The sequence below is a fragment of the Reticulibacter mediterranei genome, assembly GCF_016587455.1.
The window spans coordinates 7,677,129-7,700,082 of record NZ_BNJK01000001.1; the positions used below are offsets into that span (position 1 = coordinate 7,677,129).

The window sequence follows — 22,954 nt, forward strand, 5'->3', positions numbered from 1 at the left end:
TATTGGGAATTTTTACTACCTTAGTACAGCACGGCATTGAAAAGGGTTGGAATTGAGAGCCACTTCTGGTTGTTCTCTGGTTTTGAAAACATGGTTCTCACTTTTTCGCCCCAAGTATGTCGCCTCTTCTCTCGCTCGTCTTCATGATTCTCCCACCGTTTGGAGATGAACATCTTTCAGCCAGATCTGTCCAGGACCTTGTAGCGTGACACCGAAGAGAAGCATTCCCATGCTCTGTACTGGCACTTGCCAATCAAGGGTCAACGGGACCCAGGAGGTGGTGCCAGTGATGATCTCTTCAACGTGGCCTTCCCTGAGACCAGGGAACGAGCCAATGAAGAAGCTTCCATGCGTAGCCACATCACGGGCTTTCAGACGAGCAGTTAGACGTACTCTCTTCCCTTGATAGTCCTCCGAGATCAACCTTTGCTGCAAGAGGCAAGACCCTATGGGAGCCTCTTTGATGCTCTTGAGGGTGGCACAAGGCGGAGTTATAGCATCGACTGCGATTTCGTAGTGCCTCAGCGAACCTCTCTCCTTCTCCCAGTATTCCAGCCCTTCTGAGAAATCGAGGTTCAATGGCTGTGGCGATGGTGGGCGTAAGAGCGTTCCAGTCAGTGCAACACTGCTATCGACTACGCCCAACTCAATACCATCAAGCCAGAATTTCCCCTGTTCCTTCGTCCCCACATCGAAACTGAAAGATTGGGCCTGCTGGGGAACATGGATGACCATCTCATGTCTGGCCCAGGAATTCTCTCCGGCATGGGTAACGATCTGTGAGTGGGTCAAACAACTGGCATTGGCATGACGCCCCGTCAGTGTGCTGATATTGTCTGTCGGCCAGCTCAGGTACAATGTCAGCTCAGGCTGATGCATCTGTTCAACTTTCACGTCAGCGCTCAAACGGACACGCTGGCCCCGATAGTGCTCCGCGAGAGGACCACTGTAATGCAGCATACCTGAGCTGCCATGCGTAAATGGCTGGTGCAGCGTGATGGCAAGGCTCTTTCTGCCCATCAGAGAGGTGTGAGGATCAAGTTCATAGCTGCCATAACTGGCCCCTCTGAGAAAGTGCCAGCCTCGCAGACCATGAGAGAAGTCAAGGTTGAGTACTTCCTGAACGGGTGGGCGCAAGGAAGTCGGATCTTGCTGGGCACGGCGCACAATCTCGGCGAACTGCTCTGCCTCGGTCTTACCATAGTGAGCCAGGGTGACGCTACGTCGGACGAGAACGTCTTCGCTGACAGAGATGCGACTTTGCTCGCGCTGCGCCAGAAGCAAGCCATCTTTGAGGCTGGCATTGACCATATGTAAGCCCCGCTGATCGCGCAGATGGAGTTGTGCCCCGAGTCGTTCACCAAACAAGGTATCAATGGCGACCTCTTCAAGGGCGCCGCCAAGAGCATGGAGCACATTGGCGAGAAAGTCATTGGTGAGCGGCGAAGCCGGCACGCTTCCCCGCGTAGTTGCGGCCTGGGTCATTGTTGGAGAGCTCTGCTCCCTGAGTGTGAGAACCAAGAGGCGTTGCCTCTGTTCGTCGAGCAGCAGGAAGGTCGTCGTCGTGGTATATCTTAGAGTGTTCTTCAGCACTTCTAAGATACTCATCTGTGCCATGGCTGGTTTCCCTTTCCTTTTCGTGCTTAGAGGTCGCCTGCTGCCACCTGGAACTGAATGTTGTTGAGCCAGCACTGACCAGGCCCATCAAGTGTCATGCCGAAGACGAAGCCGTGAGCACCAACTGCGATAGGCAGTGTCAGATGATACTTTGTCCAGGCAGTCGTGCCAGTGATGATCTCCTCGACGCCAGTGTCATCGCCCAACCAGTGCTTGATGAAGAAATGTACACCTCTGGCCGAATCTGTTTTGAGACTGGCGGAAAGGTGGAGAGATTTCCCCCAGTAAGGTTGCGCATTGACTTGCTGCTGGAAGGTGCAAGGGCTGGTCGGCTCGGCACTGACGCTCTTCAGAAAGGCGGAAGGTGAGCCAGCCGCTGTGGTGGTGTCGATGCCGTGTTTGTAGTGCCATACTGCCTCTCCTGTTACTTCCCAGAACATGAACTCATGCGCAAAATCGAGGTTGAAAGGCTGCAAGAGCCGTGAAGTGAGAGTTGTACCTGTCACTGCAACACTCTCATCGACCATTTCAAGCTCGATACCACCCAACCAGATGATACCATTTCCCTGGCCCCGATGACTCATGCTCAATGAGATGCGATGGGTATCTTGCGGAATGTCCATGACCAAGCGGTGAGGTGTCCAGGCCTGTGTGTCTACAATCTGCATGGTTTTGCTCGAAGCAGCATAACTGATGTACTGGTCAGATACCTCTGAAACACCGGGAGGCAGAGGGGAAGAAACAGCGAGGGACATGGTAAAGACAGGCTGCGGTACTCCTTGTGCCTTAAGGTGGGCTGTTGCACGTACCCGCCTTCCGGAATATTCACCTGGACGGAAACTGCGATAGCTCACGATGATGCTACTTGACCACGACTCCTCCTGTTGCACAGTGAGCGCCAGAGTAGGTTTGCCCTCACGCGTCACGTGCGGGTCTAGAGCGCCACGAACGTAGAAGGTCCAACCGCGCGTTCCCCGGCTGAAATCAAGGTTGTCGGGCCGGGCGCGAGATTGCAAGAGAGGGGAAGCGTCCAGAATGAGCTGTTCAATGGTCGCAAGTTGCTCTTCCTGTGTTTGTCCATAGTCGGCGAGAGCGATGGCTTGATGAGCGAAGACCGTTTCGGCAATGAAAATGGCGGGCTGCTCACGTATAGCCAGGTGGAGCGCATCATCCAGCTTGGCCTTGACGATCTGCCGCCCCAACTGCCCACGCAGAGTCACCCTGGCATAGAGCAAATCTTCATAGAGTTCTTCAACACTCATCTCTTCGACCTTGCCTTCCAGGGCATGGATCATTTGCACAAGCACTTCGCTGGTAGCTGGTTCAACGTCAGTTGTTTCTTGTGATGTGGGAAGGGACATAGGAGGTATCCGCGTTTCCCTGTCGCTTACAAAAGGCATCCAGGCATTTTGCTGTTTTTCGTCAAGTAAGAGGAGGTACGTGCTTTCAGAAAGATTCTGGTGTCGCTGTACAATTTTGCAGAAGTGCAGACGAAGCATGGTTTTTCTCCTTCGTGGACTTTGGCGTGAAACAACGAGATCAGCGTAGCGTGTCTGTAGATGAACCTGAAGCTGCTGCCGCGCCTTATGCAACCGATTTTTGACAGCGGGGATGGATAGTGAGAGGCGATTGGCAATCTCTTGCATACTCATATCCTTATAGTAGAAAAGAAAGGCCACCGCATAATTGTTGGGCGTCAGGATGCCAATGGCGGAACGTACTGCCTGCTCAAGTTCCCGCTGCTCAGCTATCTCCTGGGGATCGTCTGAGAGAGGGTGCTCAAACAGAGTAGCCTGGGAGTCAAGCGAGAGTTCGCTGGTTGGGTGCAGGCGGCGCCAGCTGCGGCACAGATTGAGCACGATCCCATAGAGCCAACTCTTGAAGCGAGCATCATCACGCAAATGATCAAGGGAGAGATAGGCCTGCAACAGCGCTTCCTGGACCAGTTCGTGTGCAACTTCTTCCTTGCCAACTATGCGCCTCGCGAGATGGAAGGCCATGGGCTGATAACGCTCCAGCAAGCTGCGAAAAGCATCTGTATCGTCTGCTCGTGCTCGGGAGACGAGTTGGGCATCAGTTTCTTCTTCCAAGGGTACACTAACCTTTCTTAGCCAAGCGTTTCTGGCGTTGAAGTGTCTCTATCCTTTTAGTGGTCATTTTGGCGCAAAAGGTCTGCTCGAAGTCAAGCAGCTACAGTAAAAAGAGTCGCGCATTCAGGCGGCTAAAGGATGAACGCTTCGAGGATCACACGTGGCTATCACTTTGGCTGCTGACGCAGGTGGACCAGTTGAAAGGGTGCGCATGAGCATTCCATTGGGAAACATATGCCAGAAGCCGCTCGGCCAAGTGAGCCAGAGAAGCGAAGTCGCTTCCGTTGGAGAATGCTAAACCACTGCACAACATTCGCGATATCTTCCTTGCTTTGAAAAGTGCTGACCAGCTTGTCGCGTAGGAACTCCTGTCGGAGGGCCAGAATGAGTGCCCCTGCATTTGCTTCTCCCGTCTAACTATCCATCCACTTCGGCGACCAGAGAGCATTCTCATCAAGCAGAAAAAGCAGTGTTGGCTTGTTTTGCTTTACTGCCATTCGATATTCCAACTCAGTAATAGATTTTTGTTCAGGATTATTCACAAGTGGAATGTATCCATAGTGCCAAGCGAAGAGACCGACGTAGAGATCACAACTACAGACATCCTCTAAGCACTTGTCGAGCGGGCGTTGAGCAGTGGCAACATAATGTTCCATGGCAATCACATCGTGTTGCATTTTGCGAAGCGCACGATAGATAGCCTCTCGATGTTCCTTGAGATCATTGTATGTTGAGGAGAGATAGATCTTTGCCACCTGCGACTTCCAACATGATGGAAAAGTAGGCTAGTGAACACGTAAGCCCTATCTATACAGACGGATGCATGAGTATTTTATCAAACAAGCGAATTTGTAGTGCTGGTCCTGTCGTTGCTAATGAGTATTCTGAGGTCTAGAAAACTCCTGACGGTAAGTATCCTCAGAAAAAATCTGGCATTGCCTGCTAGCGATCCTCCATATCGAGTATCTCGTTGCAGGCATGTATAAATTCCGGGTAATCTTTCTCCAGTCCATAGCTATGCCAGTTTGCTATCAACTGTTGGCTGAGTGTTGTGATTTGATTGCCTGGTAGACCGAGTAACCTATCTGTGATTTCACGTACCGCCGCGTGATATTCCTGCTGATTATACTGCGCCATGTAGTGGCAATACTCACTGAAGTGCTGAAAAGCTATAGTGTAATCATTCATTACGAAATGGTAAATTCCCTCAAGCTCTTCAATTTTTCCCAATAAGCGGAGATAGTTTCCCTTGGTAGCGATGATCCGCGCTTCTTGCAATGCATGCTCTGCGCGTTCCGTCTGTCGCATTCGGATACTGATCTCGGCCAGGTTGATGAAACTTTCAGCTTGTTGGTAACTCTTATGTGCTTCAGCACTAAGAGTTATCGCTTTCTCGAAGAGCATTATAGCCTCATCCTTGTTATCCTGCTGTTTCTGGATATGACCTAAGCTGTTCAAGCTGATGATATATTGCTCTCTATTAAGCTCTATAGAAGCTATCTTGGCTTTTTCAAACCACTGACTGGCAAGGTCTAACTGACCAACAGCCATTTGCGCTACCCCTAAGCAATTATAGGCCGTTGCGACTCCTTCCTGATAGTTTGCACGCAGATAAATGTCATAGGCTTCACGAAAACATTGATCCGCCCGAGAAATGTCTGACCCATCCAGGTATACATTACCTAACTGGATAAGGCTATTTCCTATTTTTATCTCTCCTGATTGCCCTTCGAGGAACGCTTGACGATGCATCATATGAGCGATTTTAACTCGTCGTAAAGCCTCTTCTCGCTTCCCCTGTTGACGATATACCTCGCTGATACCAATCAGTAAATCGGCATAATGAAGCTCACCAAGTGATTTCTTTGATTGCCTCTTGGAAAGCGCAATTCCTTCTTCAAAGTAGCACAAGGCATGCTCAAACTCGCCCATCTGTAAGTAAGCATATCCTAGATGAGCCAGTATATCGATAGACCATACTTGATCGTGTCGTATGCTCTCTCTCTCCAGAAGCTGCATAAAACACGCGGCTGCTTCGACAAAGTTGCTCAATTTCAGATAACACTTACCTTGCTCTTGCAGCAGTCTCAGCCAATATACTGATCCTTTGTCAATACTCTCTGTACCACTTTTCAGTTCTGTCAGTAAGGTTAGCGCCTCTGCTGGCCTCTCTTCCCTCTGTAAAAGTTGTGCCTCGCCAAGGAGCAATTGCTGTCGTTGATGATTGGATAATATTTGCTGAAACTTATGCACTTCCAGCAAGAGAAGGCGTGCGAATGAGATTTGCTGTAAATGGAGGGCCTGCCGAAAATATTGCTGGTAATATCGTAGTCCATCGTCTACGTCTAGAAACAATCGATGATAGAGTATTCCAATGATGTAGATCTGGCGTGTTGGCCCGTGAACTTCCCGCTCTGTTTCACGCACGTAGTAGTTCATGACTGATCGACTCAGTTCCTTGCGAAAGCGATGATCAGGGTCCAATGGCTCCCAGCAATATATGGTGATCAATCGACGCATTTCATCGTGCAATACAAAATCATCGCTATTGGCTGCACGTCGAATAAACGAGAGCTGTGCGAGCTGACTTGCAAGTTCATCGGCGTTCAAAAGAGGCCCAATCGGAAGCTCATTTGCTTGAGATAAGATATGCTGCAGCAGAGCAAGATTGAAACGATGATAGACATGTGCCATGAATAAAACAATCCAGTTCATCGGTTTAGCAAGGGAATTTATTTGAGAGACGAGGCGGCCTTCAAATTCATGTACGGGGATCTTTACAAGATCGTCTATTGTGAGCAGATGGTTATTGAGTGCATCTACTATCAGCCCTATGAGAATTGGCCTTCCCTCTGTCCGTTGGTATAAGGCTAGTAGCTGTTCGCGATCCATCTGATCCACAGCAGGGTCAGTAAGATAGCCATCTATAAACGCTGCCGTCTCTTCTCTGCTAAACGGATGAAGAGGAACGATCTGTACTTCTTCCTCGCGTCCTTTCCAATTTGGATGTTCCCAATCAAGCGCGTTACGTCCTGCCATCAGAACTTTTATATGTTCGCATTGGTAGGTATCAGGGAATGTCGAGGTTTCACTCAAGACTACAATTGCTGGGTTTTCTTCGATTATTTCAAAGGTATCAAAACAGAGCAACAGCGATTTCTGTTCTTGCTCTAGACGCTCATTTACCTCTTGTAAATCAGATGTGAGCGCTTCCTTCAATAAGTTATTGGTAGTGTCCTGAGGAATGCTTGTGTTGGTCCTATACTTCTGGATCGCCTCGGTAAATCTGATTGGCAACCAGCCTGGACAGAGTTCTTGAAGCGTGGTAACGATTTTTTCCGCCAGCAAGAGCTTATCTCGATCCGCGATGTTGAAAAAATCCAATCATCACAACTCCAATGTCTGGGTGTTCCTGCTTGATCATGTTCACACACTGTCTGAGCAGCCACGTTTTACCAATTCCACCCTTCCGCTGTGGTTGTTCAGTCGCATCGTGGACATAGAGAATCCTGGGAGCTTCAGGATCATCAAGCCAATTTTTAAAGATACTGATATCTTGATCACGCCCTATAAAATGGCGCTCCAACGCGCTTGGAGAAGTTGCTTTATGGAGTTCCCGTATATCTGGTTCAGTGGTTTGAACCCATGTCCACAAGCCAGTTTCAATCAGGTCAAGTCTCTCCTCTGTGGTCGGCTTCAATGTATTTGCTATTTCTAACAGCAAGCGAATAGTTTTGGGATGCTCTTTCCCGTACTCCCATGCCTTAATTGTACCAACATCAATATTCAATTTTTGTGCTAAATGTTCCTGGCTCAGCCCGGAACGTACACGTAGTTGCTTGAATAAGTGACGAAAGTTGTCGATACTCTTTGGGCCACGTCGGTTTCCTCTCATGCTATCTTCGGAGGAAGCAGATATATTGTCTTCTTTGCGTTTCCCTTTCTCACGAGGAGGCTGTGTTCCTACAGAACGAAGAAAATGTGGCTGTTTGACAATCTTATGAATGCCCTCTGCTATATTAAATAATGCTGTATCTCTATCATCCCATGCCGTTACTGGTTTAGCATCTAATGGCAAAGCCTGCAAACTACCAAGAGGTGTATGTTGCCAGACCACAGGTCGCATGATCACTGGAATAACGCGTGCTTCATTGCGCTTGTGTCGTTCGAGAGCACGTTGCATTTCAACACCAAAGCAATAGTTTGAGGACATGAATGCGGGGCTAATCAGTAGTAGAATGATTTGGGCTGCGTTCAGATTTTTAAGAATCTCCTTTTCCCATTCTAACCCTGCATCGATGTTTCGGTCATACCACATCTCTATAAATCCCTCACGTTGTAAGGAGTCCATGTGGTCTTTCAGTTGATTAAGCAATAATTCGTCTTGGCGTGCATAGCAGAAGCACACTTTGATTGCCATATTCACCTGCGCATTTACAATATTCGCTTCATGTCGAATAGTAGTTAGAATAGCGTAATTCTAAGTATATGCTACTTACATTTTTGCGACAAGGTCTTTATATATGGGTCATTGATACTTACAACAACGTGTGGCAGAATGATTCTTTTAGAAAAAACGTGCCCGTTCACTACAGGGGTGATCACGGTTCATAATAGGCGTTATCATTGGATTCTTCCTACACATTATTATCGTGATCTTGATGATCTATTGCTATCACTCCAATATTACATTATCGAACCAGCAGAACAAAAAGCGTTGGAACTAGGAAGAGGGTAAATAAAAAGCGGTTTTAAGAGGTCAAATACCTTTTTCTAAATGGAAAACTTCAACGTGTTGCAGCTAGTATTCTATAAAGAAGAGCCAGGCCATGTTGAGCTGGTATTACCAAATAGTCAAGATTTACATTGTTAGGTTGTATGTAGAATGTGGAACAAACATATCTCCTATCATTACACAGATTTCCTCTCATGCCTCGTTTTGGATATAGTGAGTATCACTTGCCAAAAAGTAAGAATATTAGCTGGCTTTTTTCTTACCTTTCAGGTACACTTGCATTGATTAGAACACGAATTCAATATATAAAACAGAGAGAAGTTTATTACGAATGAGGTATATTATGTCTTCGTTGCCAGAAATCTCGTTACAAATGGAGGGCATCTCTCCCCCCTGTCAACGGACCTCTATGCCTGTTATGTTGGAGCGACTGGCCCAGATCGATGTTGTAACTTTGGATGCTGCCGTCGCTGATGGGATAGCAGGAGAGCGAGCAAGGCGACTTCTAGAGAATCGTAGACGCGTCGCGCCGGATCGTCTCCCCATCTTGCTACTCACAGCCCATAACGAGGCGGAGGAGCAAGTAGCGCAGGAGGCGGCACGACGCTTTGGCTCGCTGGTTGAGTCTACTCACGTTATCAACGAATCTGGACGCAATGATACGGCGGTCAATGCACTTGCCTGGCATCGGCGCTGCTGGCCAACAGTGACGGAGCAGGAGCGTAAAACGCGGATTCTCTTGTTGGGGCGACGTGGTGGTGGTGGCAAGCCACAGTTTATCGCTCCTTTTGTCGGTGGAGCAGGGACCACTTGTGGAGCATGGACACCGGTGGTAGCCTACCAACGTGGGAAAACTACATGGATCGCTGGAACGCGCTCAAGGGAAGAGGAGCGCAAGGCAACTCCCATTCGTGGTTTCTTACGTGGCAATTATGCGCAAGGCGTTTGCCCTGCTGAATGTAGTTTCTGTTATTTGCGAGGCTTACAAGGAATGGGAATCAAAGGCATCTCCCTCAACTTGGAAGATGCAATCCCTGAGTTAGAGCGCCTATCACGGGGAAGTGTTGTCAACTGGGCGGAGCTGGGAGGGCCAGTCGAGGAAGATTCCTGGTTTGTTGATGAGGATGGGCGAGGATCGCTTGTCCAGACGATCCTCGATCTTTCTACCGAACGGGGCATTGTCAGCTTTTTCCTTACCAAAGGTGTTTATGAGCCATACTTAGATTTGCAAGGACGGTTGGCATTATTAGCAATTAGCCTCAACGCTCCTGCCATCTCATCTGTTTTTGAGCCAGGAGGAGCAACACCAGAGGAACGCTTGAAAGGGCTGGCCTGGGCTATTGATCATGGGGCAATGGATCATACCATTCGTCTCGGCCCCATCATTCCCATCATAGGGTACAAAGACCATTATCACAGCCTATTTGAGATGATGAGGGATATTCTTGGCACGCGCCTCAAGCGTATAACCATCGATATCTTACGTTTCTCCCCACAGATGCCTGGTATCTTGCGTGCATCATTTCCAGAACAGATCGTCTCCTCTCTGTTAACTGAAATGGAACCAGCAGTCAAAGCGCATAAATATCGTCCTTCGTTGCATCGCCAGCAACGGTTCTATCACTGGGTTCGCGCCATGCTTGCACATTATGAGATGGCGCAGGTCAAAACGACTCCCTGTAAGGCAGACCCCGCTGAAGCATTGCTCTTTTTGAAAGCAGGAGATATTACTAGCATGCCTTGCGCGTGCCATATTAGCTATCGAGATCGTGAGGCGATACAGAAACACCCTTTACCAGTACTGGCCTCTAAATTTAAGCAGTGAAGCCTGATTTTCCTGTGTGACTTGCAGAACAGGTAATAATGTTGCATACTATTATAGAAGTAATATTATTACTTGTTCTTTTTATTTGTGAACAAATTTTCTACTTTTTACCCTCATAGTGCGGTTGTTGTCTGTTCTCATCCTTTGGAATGCATTCGTGAGAGGCATCTCATCTTAGCTGCGATTCGATATTTTGTGTTTTTGAAGGAAAGAGAGAAGCATGGCGGCACCTGAAACCACGATCTGGTCTATGGACAGACATACTCAGGCGAAACACGAAATCCTCCGTCGTTATCTTGGAGCCTGGATACCAATTCTTATTCATCGGTGTGGACGTGTTCGTATTATTGATGGCTTTGCTGGTCCTGGGGAATATGAAGGAGGAGCTATTGGTTCTCCCCTCATTGCCCTGCAAACATTACTGACCCATCCTGCTCAGAAGGTGCAAGATGCTATCCGTAGAGGAACCGTTGAACTCATATTTATTGAACGCGATTCTCAGCGTAGCGCCCATCTTCAGCAGTTACTTGTTCAACAGAAACGAGTCAAAGGAGATGCCCCAAAACTACAACCGCGAATCATTACAGGAACCTTTTTGGAGGAGATGGACAAGCTCCTGACTCTCATGGAGCGACAAAATGCTAATGGCAGGCCTATTCCTACGTTTGTCTTTATTGATCCGTTTGGCTATTCACATGCTCCACTGAGCATGATCAAACGTATTATGAGCCTTCCTATGTGTGAAGTGCTGATCAACTTTATGTACGATGAAATCAATCGTTTTCTCACCGTTCAGTATCAGACGAAAGAACAACACTATGACCTGCTCTTCGGCACTGATACATGGCGGCAGATTGCTTTGCAAAGTACGAATGCAGATGAGCGGCGGCGTCTTCAGCACGATTTGTACCGCCATCAATTGCTAGCCGTAGGACATGCACGCTATGTGCGCTCATTTCGTATGCGCAACGAGCACAATGCTACCGATTATTACCTCTTCTTCGGTACTAACAGCATCCGAGGTTTGGAAGAGATGAAGCGAGCGATGTGGGGCGTTGATCAAACTGGTGGCTTTGAGTTCTCGGATTTTAGCAACCCTTTCCAACCCCTGTTGCTTACCGAACCGAATTATGCTGATTTGCAACGCATGCTCACAGAGAACTTCAAAGGGCAGGTGGTGAGTGTTGCAAATATCAAAGAATATGTATTGGCTGAGACACCTTTTGTCATCTTTAAGCAGGAAGCATTGAGACCAATGGAACTCACGTCGCCACCAAAAATCCGCGTGATAAATCCAGCTCCTAAGCGCATAAAAGGCAGATATCCTCTTGATGATATGCTTATCGAATTTCTTTAGGTAATAGGTGTATAAACACATCGCAAAGGAAGAGTGTGTTTCATGGGGCGTGTACCACGAACCACTATTTGGAACATACCAGAATTAACCTCAATCAAGCATCGTATTCTTCGTGGCTACCTGGAACGCTGGTTCCCAGACGTATTACAACAGCATGAGCGTATATACCTGCTAGATGGTTTCAGTGGTCCGGGGGAATATACAAAAGGCGAATTAGGATCACCGCTTATTGCAGTAGATGTGTTGCATCATTGTAGAACCTATTCTGAGCAGCAACGGCAAACTACCTTCGTTTTCATCGAAGAAAAGCAAACGAGATGTAATTATTTGCGAGGGCTGCTCGAAGGACGAATACCTAGCCAGTCGGATACAATGCATTTTGAGTACTCGATAGAGTGTGGAGAATTCGTCAGAACGCTCTCTACGTGGATAGAAGCGTTAGAGAAAGCACAGTCTTCATTTCCACCTCTCTTTGCGTTTCTTGATCCCTTTGGATTTTCTGATATTCCGATGTCAACCATTGGTCGTATTATGCAACATCAACACGGTGAAATACTGCTCACTTTTATGTATGAGCCTATTAATCGTTTTCTCTCTCATCCGAATAAGTTGATACAACGCCATTTGACAACGGTGTTTGGAAGTGAGCAATGGATCTCTATCGACCTGAATGGAGATCGCGAGCAACAAATATGTGATCTCTACCGTACACAATTATGTACCCTCGGCAAGGCTTCCTATGTTTGTATGTTTCGGCTCAAACATCGCAAGAATGCAACTGATTACTTCCTCATCTTCTGTACGCACAACCTCAAAAGCATAGAAAAAATGAAGGAGATTTTCTGGCAAATCGATCCCGTTTGTGGATATACATATTCTGTCCAGAAACAAGGAAAAGATAACAGGCAACTCTTCCTTCCTTTGCTTGAACCGGATTATAGTGTACTCACCGAACAACTCGTATCACATTTTGGTGGTAGCACCATCAGTATGTGTACTCTGGAAGAATATATCCTGGCAGAAACCGCATTTCCTAGAAGAGGATATAGAGAACATGCCCTCTGTCCTCTCGAGTGTGCCTCTCGCATCTCTGTTATCTCTCCCAACCCAGCGCGTAAACAAGGCGAATATGGTGCAACAGATCTCATTTGTTTTATATAAATATGGGCAGCGGTAAAGAATATAGGTATTTTGTGCAATGCTGTTGACGGGAGCTGGTCGGGAGAGGAACAAGCTTCAAAAGATACAGGAACCTTCATATCTCATGTATAATGAAGGACGGAAGCGTCTGCACTTTCTAGAATGGTGTAAGGAAAGAGAGATTGAGGTAAGGATACCGTGAAAGAAGAGGTTCTGCGTTCCTATCTGGAACTCTCACCACAGGCAATCCAGCAGCAACTTGTTGCTATAGCGAATCGGCAGATGCCAGCAGCAGGCAAGCGGCAAGTGCCTTTCACCACCGTCGAGACATTATTATGTTACGGTCTCTTTTATGTGCTTGATCCTCATCGCTATGGGGGTGGCAATATCGAGCAGGTGCCTTCTGTGGTGAAGACGCTGGCGGCGTTTTTTCGTCGATCTCCTGGCTCTCTCACCAGCAAGATGCTCAACCTGGATGGATCACGGACGCATAGCGCGCGTGAAGAACCACTGCTCTTTGCCCATCTCGCCTCTGAGCCAGCTCGTTACCTTGCCCTCTATCACGCTATTGTCACGATGGCACGAAACCTAGCACTCGATGAAAGTATCTTTCCTGATTTTCTCACTGACAGCAAGCATGCTGCTGGAGAAATAGAGTTAGCGGGACAAGACGATGTTCCGTTGGAGAGTGCGTTTCTCCTCGCTGATGCTGATGAGGAATTGAAGCGGCTCGATGACACTTTTGCCCTGGGGGATCGTCTGACCGAGAAATTGGTCGAGCGTAAAGTTCGGTTGGCACAACATCGCTTTGCCCTAGAGGTATTGCGCAATTGTTCTCGCACCTGCGTCTTTTGTGGATTTGAACCCCGTTCACTGCCTGGACAGAGTGGTGGATTGCTGCGTGCTTCACATATCAAGCCCTGGGCAGTGTCTACCTCGCATGAGCGAGTGGATGTACGCAATGGAGTCGCTGCATGTCCGATGCATGATGCTGCTTTCGATCAGGGCTATCTTACGATCAATAGTGGGTATGCTATTCAGCGAGCAGCTCTTCTGAAAGAGAGTATGACAAACGATCAAGGCGTCTCGCATTATTTTGGCACTATTCTTCAGCCAAAATTGGTGTTGCCCAGGCAAGCGAAGGTGCCTGCTGCACACTATCTGGCTTATCATCGTGAGTATATCTTCAAAGGATGATTCACGTTTTCTCTTTTTCGTATTTCTTGTCTAGAAACACATAAAAACCTTTATGATGTACTTGTGTCCATTTCTCCAATAAATGGGAATGAGTCAGATGAAAAAGAACGTGTGCCAACTATCATTACCATGATGCCTCGACGTTCTCAGCCCTTTTCCAATGAAGAGAAGGGAAAACTGTTTGTGCAAGTCAAAGAGGGAATGGGAAAACTCCTGTTGGTGAGGGTTCAGGCTGTTACACTCGCCTTTCTTTTGATGGAATTGGTTGGCCCCAATACTCATTGGAGCAGACAACGATAGGAGCAAAAGAAAGCTCCTTCCACCTTTCAAACCGATAAGAAGAACAATCAAGAAAACGGGGGAATATTGCACATGACCTTTTTCAACGATGATTGGTGTGGTCTTGCGTGGACAGCGTGGTTCCCATTTACTGATCCCACAACGTTCAGGCACCTTCCTGCAACCCCAGGACTCTATCGTATTCGTGCCATTGGGATCAACGAACTCTTCTATATCGGCGAAACAGGCCGAAATCTCCGGGAACGTTTAGGAGACCTTCGCCGTAATACCATGCAGGCGGACATGCCCTTCAACGATCCTCACACAGCAGCCCCCTCGCTTTGGGCCTGGCGTCAGGCTGAACAGTTCGCATTTGAATGTTCCGTAGCACCCATCGCGTTCTCCGATGAGAAAGAAGAGGCAAGAAAGCGACGAGAAGGCCTGGAGTTCTTCCTCCTTTGGCACTATCGCCTGGAGTTTGGTGCATCGACGAGATGTAATCACGGTCGTTTCCATCCACGCTATACCAAATCTTCAGATCGAAAAAATCATCTTCGAGGGAGCCGGTTAGCAGATGATCTCCCAGATAATCTGGCAGGTGGTGTAAGCCTCTCACCATTGCAACTCATAGGTGTCCCATATGAAAAGCATTGGATGGGACTGCACTGGTCTGACCTAAAGCCTCTGACACCATCTACACTCCGAGAAGCCCCAACTTTGCCGGGCGTGTATAAAATTGTTGACGGCGACACCCAGGAATTACTGTACGTTGGGGAAACGCAAAATGTGAAAAAGCGTCTTACTACGCATGGTAAAAAGGACTGGCAGCGCCAGTCACCTTGTTTTTCACTTGTCACGTTCCAGGAAAGTATTCAAAAGTATCAGCTCCATGAGATGGAAAATGATCTTCTCGGTGGATTTTATGCTCAGTCACAAACCATGCCCAGATTTCAACTTATTGATCATCACTAGCAAAAACTCATGAATAGTCTTGTGCATGATTCATCTTTCTCGACTCTTCTAAAATGGGTCAAGTTCAATTCGAGGGGGCGAGAATATCTCTCCCTGTGAGATTGAAGAGTTCCTTTATACTCACCTCAACATCAGCAATGGCCAGGTCATTGGCGTCCCCAGTCCCAAATATGGCGAGGAAATCGTTACCTGGATCAAATTGAAACCATGCGTGCAGATAAGCGAGAGGAGATGAAAACCTTCTGTCGCGGCAAGATCGCTTACTACAAAATCCCACGCTACATCAAATTTGTCGAGGCGTTCCCTATGACTACCATCACCGGCAAAATCCAGAAATTCCTGATGGAGCCAATGCCCACTATGATGAGGCTCTGGCGACATTGACCACACTGGTAGGGCAGCAGCAATGAGTATCGAATGAGAAGCTCCAGGTATACTCGAGAGCAAACTGAGCTGTCCACATCAGTTTGCTCTCAGATCCCTGCTCTTTGCATCTTTTCTCAATAGCCAGCCGCACTTATGTTTTATCTCCTGTGTATGTATGCTCCTAGAAAGTCCCTCAAACATCCCTGCTAGTACAGCTTCGCAGAAATAAGTCGGAAGGTATATAGTCAGGATCTCACGCCAGTGGCCGATTTGCACATCTAGAATAGGTGGAGATAAGTTGGCGCTTCTGTTGCCGAGATGGAGACCTTGAAAGTAGAGAAAGAGTCTGGTAATCTATCAAAAAACTGAGCGGCTGTCGCGCAAGTTGGCTTACTGACATTGAGGATGAGCGAGAAAAGGACAATCACATGCTACTTAAAGCCTGCCTTAACGGAAGTCGTACTCCTGGCGAACATCCAGCGCTCCCGCTGACCCCACAAGAACTAGCCCATGATGCACAACTCGTCGTAGCTGCGGGTGCACATGCGCTGCATATCCATCCTCGAAATGCCAATGGGAAACAATCGCTAGCTGCTCAAGACATAGCGGCAGCACTCACTGCTATTCGTGAGCACTGCCCTGGTATCCCTATAGGAGTCAGTACCGCGATCTGGATCGAACCCGATGTCCAGCGTCGTCTCCATCTCATTCAAGAGTGGACCGTCCTGCCTGATTTTGTCTCGGTGAACTTCTCAGAACTGGGAACCTCCGATCTCTGTGCGCATTTTCTCTCCCGTGGTGTTGGGATCGAGGCTGGTCTCTGGAGTATTGAGGACGCACAACGCTTCCTCAAACTCGGTTTCGCTGACCACTGTCTGAGAATACTGATTGAGCTACAAGAGCAAGAAATCGACTCTGCCCAAGCCTCAGCAGAGGCCATTATACACTGCCTGGACGAAGGCCATATCCAACTCCCCAGGCTTCTCCACGGGGATCATGAAGCTATTGTCTGGTCTCTGCTTGATGTCGCATTGCGACGTGGCTATGATACACGCATTGGCCTCGAAGACACCCTTACTCTGCCTGACGGCAAGCAGGCAAAGAACAATGCAGAACTTGTCTCTCGCGCGCTCAACCAAGTACGACAAGTTGGCAACAGGTAACATCAAAAGAGGAAAAGAGGAGGAGGTCTCGTGCCACTTTTAGGATAACTCCTCCAGGGGTGCGAGCGACATTCAGGCTCAAGTTCTCGTGTTCGTTGCGCCGACACGCCTACTGGCGTGCGTATCCTCATCGTATATGTAAGGAAAGAAGATCAAGGAGAAGGAGAAGAAGTGTATGCCCCATCGGCGTGCAATCCCTTTAAACGTGAGTGAGCAACAGCAAGACACGTTGCAACGCCTGGTCTATCGCGAGACGTCTCCCCAACGACTGGTCCGTCGTGGGAAGATCATCCTGATAGCGGCAACAGGAGCCAGCAATACACAGATCACCCAGGATCTGCATGTCGATCATGAAACCGTACGATTGTGGCGCGAGCGCTGGCGAACAGCCGAGTCACGTCTGCAAGCCATTGAAGCCACCGGAAAGCAGAAACCCCTGAGTCAAGCCATCGAAGTGCTCTTGACCGATGAGCAGCGTCCTGGAGCACCTTCCCTGTTTACCTTTGAACAGTTCATGCAAGTCATGGCGTTGGCGTGCCAAAAGCCCATCAGTGTAGATGTGCCGGTAAGCACCTGGACGCCGCGTGAACTGGCCGACGAAGCGATCAAACGCGGCATCGTGAAGACGATTTCTCCCCGCACGGTGGAGCGTTTTTTAAAAGGCGAGCGCTTTACAGCCCCATCGCAAGCGCTACTGGCTGACTCCGCCAGCCGACGATCCAGTCGCATTGGCCAAGCAGATCCGCACGGTGTGTGAGGTCTACGAAGCCGCTCCCAGGCTCCATGAGCAGGGAACCCATGTGGTGAGTTGTGATGAGATGACCGGGGTGCAAGCCCTCCAACGACTCCACCCCTCGCTGCCGATGCTGCCAGGCCATGTCGAGCGCGAAGAGTTCGAATATATCCGACACGGCACACAAAGCCTGATTGCCAATCTCGAGGTGGCCACCGGTCAGATCATTGCTCCAACGATTGGACCAAAGCGCACAGAAGAAGATTTTGCCGCACACATCGAACAGACTATCCAGACCGAGCCAGAAACCTCCTGGATTTTTGTCACCGATCAACTCAACACCCATCAATCGGAGACGTTGGTGTATCTGGTCGCCAAGCACTGCGGCATCCAGGAGGAACTGGGCATCAAAGGCAAATGTGGACATCTCGCCTCGATGGCAACGCGTGCGACCTTTCTCTCCGATTCCAGCCACCGTATTCGCTTTGTCTACACGCCAAAGCATAGCTCCTGGTTAAACCAAATTGAGATCTGGTTCAGCATTCTCGTACGCCGCTTACTTGCCCGTTTGAGTTGTCTCTCGGTCCACGAGTTGAGTGTGAGTATTCTCGCATTCATTGCCTATCACAATCGTACATCCAACGGGGCTTTTCGCTGGACCTACAAAGGACCTCTTACGTCTCTGTAGGCTCCTGGGTTATTTCTGCGAGGCTGTACTAGTTGGATCAGCCCTCTTTGTAGGGACTCTCATAGATGTATGGGATAGAAGTTCTCTACTTGTATGAAATGCAATGTAATGATAGATATTTTAAAAGAGATTTGAACCATATATGTGCTGCTGGAAAGAAGCTGGAACAGAGGAGGATGAGGCGAGTACTACTGTAATATGTTGGCATGTAGTAATAAAGTAATGATTTCTCTAAAATGCGGGCATTGTTTGTTTTTTATTCCTCTTTTAAAGTGTCGAGGAGTGGTGGTAGAGAAAAAAGAGGCGCAATAGTTCCTGTTGTTCTCGACAAATGAGATCAGCGTTCTATGCCACATGCGCCATCTCCTCAGACTTTACTATCCCTTATAGATGGTGGCGGTCTTTGAGTTATGCCATCCCTCTCATAGGGGTTTGATGGAGTATGTCGATGGAGATGTTTAAGTCATCTGGAGAGGCTGATCATTATACCGAGGAGATTTTCAAGCATTATGGTCAGAGGCTCAAACATTATATTCTCGATCTCATGAAAGAGAAGAACGAGCAAGAAGCTGAAGACATTTTACAGACGGTCTTCGAGAATGTATTGACCAGTATGCGAAGCAAGCGTCAATCTCTGCAATATCCCTTTGCTTATTTATGTAAAGCTGCGAAGCGTCAGTATTTGCACACTGTGAACAAGCAAAAGAGTGCCACTCTCTCATTAGATGTAGAGGAGGTAGCTGATGGGCAGCAATTGGTTCATAAAGAAGTCCTTGATTATCAACATGAGTATAGAGTGAAGGAACAATTAGAGCAAGTCACCGAGCAGATTCGGGCTATTCCTCGACCAGCAGTGAAGGCAACGATGGATCTCTTATCGCAAGGAAAAAGCAAAGAAGAGATCTCGCACATCTTGCATCAATCGCAAAAAACAACAAACAACCATATCAGCTTGGCAAGAGGGTATCTGCAACAGGAACCCTCAAAATTAGAAGGAGAAAACCGATGAGAGATATGTTCTCTTTCTGCATGCTTGTTCATGAAAAGGATGAACTATCAATCCTTCAGGAAATTTCCTATGTTGCACTTGAGGAACGCCGGGTTGTACCTCCTCCCATTGAAGGCGCAAGAAGCTCATCGTCAGAATTTATTCCGCATGCTCTTTCTCAACAAGAGGAAAGTGTGCACCATGTCTCTTCCTCGTCACTCTCACTCATTTTATCGGAAGAAGCCTTTGAGACAGCGTTTAACCATCCTGCATGGCAACATCGTCTTGAGACGATACGTGCAGTAGCATCTTTCGGGAAACATATACCTGCGCGGATACGACGGTTGCTTACACAGGCCCTTCGGGACATATCGCCATCTGTACGATCTGCCGCCGCTCAGTTGATTGCTGATATTGGCGATACGACTTTCAAGGAAGCACTTCTTCAGGCCTTCGATGATCCAGAACCTCATGTACGCGCCTCAATTATACAGGCACTTGGCTCTTTGCAGGAGGAGTCTTGTTATGCATTGTTAGAAGCTGCGCTCGACGATCCAGACGAACTTGTCCAGGAGGCGGCTATCTGGACACTTACGAAACAGGAGGAGCAAAGGCCTACCTTGAGGTTGATTGCCATGCTCAAACATCCCAATGCTTTCTTGCGGGCAACTGCGGCTGAGGCGCTAGGAACGATTAAGGAACAACTTTCTCAAGAAGCATTTATTCAGGTACTCATGGCAACAGCTGATGACGAGGACGAAATGGTTCGTGCAGCAGCTTTGCGTATTCTTGGAACGTATGGGAATGTTGTCTCCACTGAGTTCTTTCTTGAAGCACTTCACGATGAGGAAAGCGTTGTGAGGGCCACCGCCATACATGTTCTTGGAGAGCGGAGAGAAGTGATGGGTATTGAGGCGATCATGCTGGCCTTGTCCGATGAAGATGAAATCGTTCAGGAAGAGATATCACAGGCGCTAGGAAAGCTTTCCAGGTCGTGCTATCAACAACTTTCAAGTACATTTCTGCTTTCGACCCTCTTGCACAAGCATGCGAGTGTGCGGCGTATTGGAACCTGGTTGCTTGGAGAATTAAAAGAAACGGCCGCATTGCCAGCTTTGATTCATTTAATTGTTCATGATACCTGTGAAGAGGTACGGATCACAGCGGCTTGTGCTTTAGGAGAGTTCCAAGACCAGGAGGTTTATGGTGCTTTGGCACATGTTGTTCGTGCCGATACGAGTACTCAGGTACGTATAGCAGCTTTGACCGCTCTTGGAATACAGGTGCCACTCTCATTATTAATCCATCTCATCGATTGTGACGACAACGAGGAGATCCGTATCGCCGCTATCTCTGCAATTGGGAAATGTGGGGAGCAAAAGGCATGCGCTACATTGAAGCGATTAGCACTGCATGAACCTGTTCTCCAGATACGTATAGCTGCGATCACGATGCTTGGTGAGATGGGAGATGAACATGAGGAAAGTATCCTGGATGTCCTTCTAGCCCTTACGAAAGATAGGCATGCGAAGGTTCAGCAGGCGGCGGAGTATATGCTTAGTCAACGCATTCAACGTGACATTCAGCGTGAGCGACCAGTTGATGAGAAGCATGTACAAATGCCGCCGTTGGAAAAAGAGTTTCAGGCAAGTTTGGCTTCCATTGCTCCTGTGAAGCAAGGAGCCAAGATGAAGTTCGAGTCGTTACTCAATTTTGTAGAGGGAAAGAAGGGTTTTGTACTCGCGAATACATGCAATGAAAAGACGCTCGTTCTCAATTTTAACTACCAATATGATGAAGAACACACGCTCTATGATGCGTTGATTACTTCACTGGCTCCCAATATGCGAGTACATCATACTGAAAGTGCATTAAGCGATACTGATGCTGAAGTTCGTGCAATGGCGGCAAGAATGTATGAACAGATACAGGAACGTCCTGTTGCTGAAATATTGATCGTCGCATGTGATCTTTCTTGCAGAGAGCCTGCTGACCTTGAAAGAAAAATACCGATGAAGATGATTATCTGCCTCGTCGGATATCACCATGTGCGTCACGATGATGTGACAATCCGTCAAAGCCTTGCCGCTTACTTACATCCAAATCGTCGCCACCCCTTCTTTCGCTTAATTCGCGATTGGACCGATATTGCGTTTGGCAGTATTCATACGAGCAGTCACCTGCGTCTTTGGCATCATCACTTGCATACTTACGCGTTATCAAAGCGTTTCCAGAGGGAGAGGCAGGTACAACTGGTTGGTCAGCGGCAAATGCAAAAGAAATACACTCTTCTGCCTTTTGAACCATTTTCTTGATTGAGAGGCTTCTGTATTACCAGCAAGGAGCTAATGTATTATAGATAATTAGCTCCTTTCAACCTCTGTCTTTTGCACTATGAATAGAGATAGAGATATCCTACCCCCCCCATGTAGAACAAAAAACACTCTCACATCTGAAAGTGCCTTTTTTACAAAGACCCTGTTAAGCAGCTCTCGACTGCCAGGAGGGATCTCTGTTGAAGCATCCTGAGAAAAATTGGGAAAATTTCTCAGATACGTGCATTTTCTTTTGTTCGATAAGCCTGGGAAGCTCATATGAACACAACACGTGTATCGCTGCTGTAAAGCGTAGCATATGAATGATTTTTCTGTCCAGAAGGAGTTTTCACATGATACTCGACCGGCAAAATCAAGCGCATTCCTCTTTTGCACACACTGCATGGATCAGGACCATTCGCGTTGTAGAGATCCTATTTTTCATTGGCTTGGCGCTGCTCTGTATTCACTGCCTGGCAGCTTTAGTAGCCATAGGGCGCCTGTATGTGCCTCCTTCCTGGTTATGGGTAGAGCTCAAGATGCTTATCTATCCTTTCGCGCCAGTTTTAGGGCTGCGTGCCTTCTCTACCATGAGCATATATCATCTCCGCTCCGCTCAAAAAAAGTACTATTTTTATATTTTAGCAGCAGCTAGCCTGGCAATGCTTATGGTGATGAATTTCACCGCAATCTATGCAAATTTCGCTTTGCCAGTACTCTGCGTTGCTTTTTTTGTTCAATGGATGCTAGATGCTCAACTCCCACCATCGGCTCAAAAGAGATTGTATGCTCGTTCAACAAGCTGTACTAAGAGGAGAAAGAATACACAGGACGAGAAGAAGCCGAATATGTTTACTTCCCAGCGATCAGCCTCCGAGTTTTTTGAGCCAACAAAGCAGGATATATCCTCTGTTTCAGTACATCTTTCGCAACAAGGAATGGGTGAGTTACTTCAACAGCTTTCGCCAAGTGTAGCGATCTGGTATAGCCAGGATGATAAGAGGTATGTGGAAGAACTGCGCAAGCATCTTCGAGCAAAAGTCCGTCAAGGAGCACTCTTGCTATTGGATGCCAATCAGATCCTACCTGGAGCATTATGGCAAAAGGAAAGGATGCATGCTATACAAACTGCTACTGTGGTTGTTTTGTTCATCAGTGCAGGGTTTACGGCCTGTGATCTGATTGCAGGTGACGAACTACCATTATTATTACACAATGCTGAGAAGCAAGGCACCCAGGTCTTACTTCTTCATGTAAGTCAATGTGACCTGACAGGTACAGGACTAGAAAAATTTGCACCGCTCAACGATCCCGGAAAAAAAACACTCGCCATGTTAAAACCCGCAGGGCGCGCTGAGATTCTGACGCAGACCACTCAAATCATCTGCCAATATCTGGGAATTCGTAGTTAACACGCAACAGGAATGTTAAACGCATTAGATGATTAAAAGTCAAATAAGGTGGTTTAAATTACACATTTTTACGCGTT

Annotated in this window: 16 protein-coding genes and 1 pseudogene; 12 read left to right on the forward strand and 5 right to left on the reverse strand. The window is 47.7% G+C overall.

The features are described from left to right. Window positions 1–141 precede the first annotated feature (141 nt). The 5 genes from K3T83_RS33000 to K3T83_RS33020 all read right to left on the reverse strand — a co-directional run bounded on the left by K3T83_RS33000 (window position 142) and on the right by K3T83_RS33020 (window position 8,127). Window positions 142–1,617: a bifunctional nuclease domain-containing protein gene (locus K3T83_RS33000; protein ID WP_220207171.1), complete on the reverse strand. Its 1,476-nt coding sequence runs from the start codon at window positions 1,615–1,617 to the stop codon at window positions 142–144. A 26-nt stretch (window positions 1,618–1,643) separates the two neighbouring features. Beyond that, window positions 1,644–3,707, reverse strand: a complete 2,064-nt coding sequence (locus K3T83_RS33005) for a bifunctional nuclease domain-containing protein (RefSeq protein WP_220207172.1) — start codon at window positions 3,705–3,707, stop codon at window positions 1,644–1,646. 413 nt (window positions 3,708–4,120) lie between these two features. Beyond that, window positions 4,121–4,462, reverse strand: coding sequence for a DUF4062 domain-containing protein (locus K3T83_RS33010; RefSeq protein ID WP_220207173.1), 342 nt, complete (start codon window positions 4,460–4,462; stop codon window positions 4,121–4,123). Between the two features lie 187 nt (window positions 4,463–4,649). After that, entirely contained in the window at window positions 4,650–7,091 is a 2,442-nt protein-coding gene (locus K3T83_RS33015) for a tetratricopeptide repeat protein (protein WP_220207174.1), read from the reverse strand. Beyond that, window positions 7,060–8,127 carry a TIR domain-containing protein gene (locus tag K3T83_RS33020; protein WP_220207175.1) on the reverse strand — a complete coding sequence of 356 codons (1,068 nt, stop codon included), beginning with the start codon at window positions 8,125–8,127 and terminating at the stop codon, window positions 7,060–7,062. Before K3T83_RS33020 ends, K3T83_RS33015 begins: the two co-directional genes overlap by 32 nt. Window positions 8,128–8,785: 658 nt before the next feature. On the opposite strand from K3T83_RS33020, the gene K3T83_RS33025 reads away from it, so the two are divergent. The 12 genes and pseudogenes from K3T83_RS33025 (at window position 8,786) to K3T83_RS33075 (ending at window position 22,877) form a co-directional block, all read left to right on the forward strand. Continuing rightward, window positions 8,786–10,267, forward strand: a complete 1,482-nt coding sequence (locus tag K3T83_RS33025) for a radical SAM family protein (RefSeq protein ID WP_220207176.1) — start codon at window positions 8,786–8,788, stop codon at window positions 10,265–10,267. A gap of 220 nt (window positions 10,268–10,487) precedes the next feature. After that, complete coding sequence (locus K3T83_RS33030) at window positions 10,488–11,624, forward strand: three-Cys-motif partner protein TcmP (RefSeq protein WP_220207177.1); 1,137 nt, start codon at window positions 10,488–10,490, stop codon at window positions 11,622–11,624. A 42-nt stretch (window positions 11,625–11,666) separates the two neighbouring features. Further along, window positions 11,667–12,785: a three-Cys-motif partner protein TcmP gene (locus K3T83_RS33035; RefSeq protein WP_220207178.1), complete on the forward strand. Its 1,119-nt coding sequence runs from the start codon at window positions 11,667–11,669 to the stop codon at window positions 12,783–12,785. A 177-nt stretch (window positions 12,786–12,962) separates the two neighbouring features. Further along, the gene (locus K3T83_RS33040; RefSeq protein ID WP_220207179.1) at window positions 12,963–13,961 is read left to right on the forward strand and encodes an HNH endonuclease; all 999 of its coding nucleotides are present in this window, start codon (window positions 12,963–12,965) and stop codon (window positions 13,959–13,961) included. Between the two features lie 372 nt (window positions 13,962–14,333). After that, window positions 14,334–15,212 (forward strand): GIY-YIG nuclease family protein, encoded by an 879-nt coding sequence (locus K3T83_RS33045; protein WP_220207180.1) that lies wholly within the window; start codon window positions 14,334–14,336, stop codon window positions 15,210–15,212. 67 nt (window positions 15,213–15,279) lie between these two features. Then, window positions 15,280–15,596: pseudogene (locus K3T83_RS58050) on the forward strand (AMP-binding enzyme); the annotation flags it as partial. A 410-nt stretch (window positions 15,597–16,006) separates the two neighbouring features. Continuing rightward, window positions 16,007–16,741 carry a 3-keto-5-aminohexanoate cleavage protein gene (locus K3T83_RS33055; protein WP_220207182.1) on the forward strand — a complete coding sequence of 245 codons (735 nt, stop codon included), beginning with the start codon at window positions 16,007–16,009 and terminating at the stop codon, window positions 16,739–16,741. A gap of 175 nt (window positions 16,742–16,916) precedes the next feature. Continuing rightward, the gene (locus K3T83_RS56480) at window positions 16,917–17,498 is read left to right on the forward strand and encodes a helix-turn-helix domain-containing protein (RefSeq protein ID WP_236065036.1); all 582 of its coding nucleotides are present in this window, start codon (window positions 16,917–16,919) and stop codon (window positions 17,496–17,498) included. Beyond that, window positions 17,491–18,162 (forward strand): transposase, encoded by a 672-nt coding sequence (locus K3T83_RS56485; RefSeq protein ID WP_236065037.1) that lies wholly within the window; start codon window positions 17,491–17,493, stop codon window positions 18,160–18,162. The genes K3T83_RS56480 and K3T83_RS56485 overlap by 8 nt, the downstream gene beginning before the upstream one ends. A gap of 448 nt (window positions 18,163–18,610) precedes the next feature. Further along, on the forward strand, window positions 18,611–19,171 hold the full coding sequence (locus tag K3T83_RS33065; protein WP_220207183.1) for an RNA polymerase sigma factor: 561 nt from the start codon (window positions 18,611–18,613) through the stop codon (window positions 19,169–19,171). Continuing rightward, complete coding sequence (locus tag K3T83_RS33070; protein WP_220207184.1) at window positions 19,168–21,465, forward strand: HEAT repeat domain-containing protein; 2,298 nt, start codon at window positions 19,168–19,170, stop codon at window positions 21,463–21,465. Before K3T83_RS33065 ends, K3T83_RS33070 begins: the two co-directional genes overlap by 4 nt. A gap of 353 nt (window positions 21,466–21,818) precedes the next feature. Continuing rightward, window positions 21,819–22,877, forward strand: a complete 1,059-nt coding sequence (locus tag K3T83_RS33075) for a toll/interleukin-1 receptor domain-containing protein (protein WP_220207185.1) — start codon at window positions 21,819–21,821, stop codon at window positions 22,875–22,877. Window positions 22,878–22,954 lie beyond the last annotated feature (77 nt).

Coding starts and splice junctions, on each gene's coding strand:
- K3T83_RS33000 (WP_220207171.1), bottom strand. CDS start 1,617: ATGGCACAGATGAGTATCTTAGAAGTGCTGAAGAACACTCTAAGATAT.
- K3T83_RS33020 (WP_220207175.1), bottom strand. CDS start 8,127: ATGGCAATCAAAGTGTGCTTCTGCTATGCACGCCAAGACGAATTATTG.
- K3T83_RS33025 (WP_220207176.1), top strand. CDS start 8,786: ATGTCTTCGTTGCCAGAAATCTCGTTACAAATGGAGGGCATCTCTCCC.
- K3T83_RS33030 (WP_220207177.1), top strand. CDS start 10,488: ATGGCGGCACCTGAAACCACGATCTGGTCTATGGACAGACATACTCAG.
- K3T83_RS33035 (WP_220207178.1), top strand. CDS start 11,667: ATGGGGCGTGTACCACGAACCACTATTTGGAACATACCAGAATTAACC.
- K3T83_RS33045 (WP_220207180.1), top strand. CDS start 14,334: ATGACCTTTTTCAACGATGATTGGTGTGGTCTTGCGTGGACAGCGTGG.
- K3T83_RS33055 (WP_220207182.1), top strand. CDS start 16,007: ATGCTACTTAAAGCCTGCCTTAACGGAAGTCGTACTCCTGGCGAACAT.
- K3T83_RS56480 (WP_236065036.1), top strand. CDS start 16,917: ATGCCCCATCGGCGTGCAATCCCTTTAAACGTGAGTGAGCAACAGCAA.
- K3T83_RS33065 (WP_220207183.1), top strand. CDS start 18,611: ATGGAGATGTTTAAGTCATCTGGAGAGGCTGATCATTATACCGAGGAG.
- K3T83_RS33070 (WP_220207184.1), top strand. CDS start 19,168: ATGAGAGATATGTTCTCTTTCTGCATGCTTGTTCATGAAAAGGATGAA.
- K3T83_RS33075 (WP_220207185.1), top strand. CDS start 21,819: ATGATACTCGACCGGCAAAATCAAGCGCATTCCTCTTTTGCACACACT.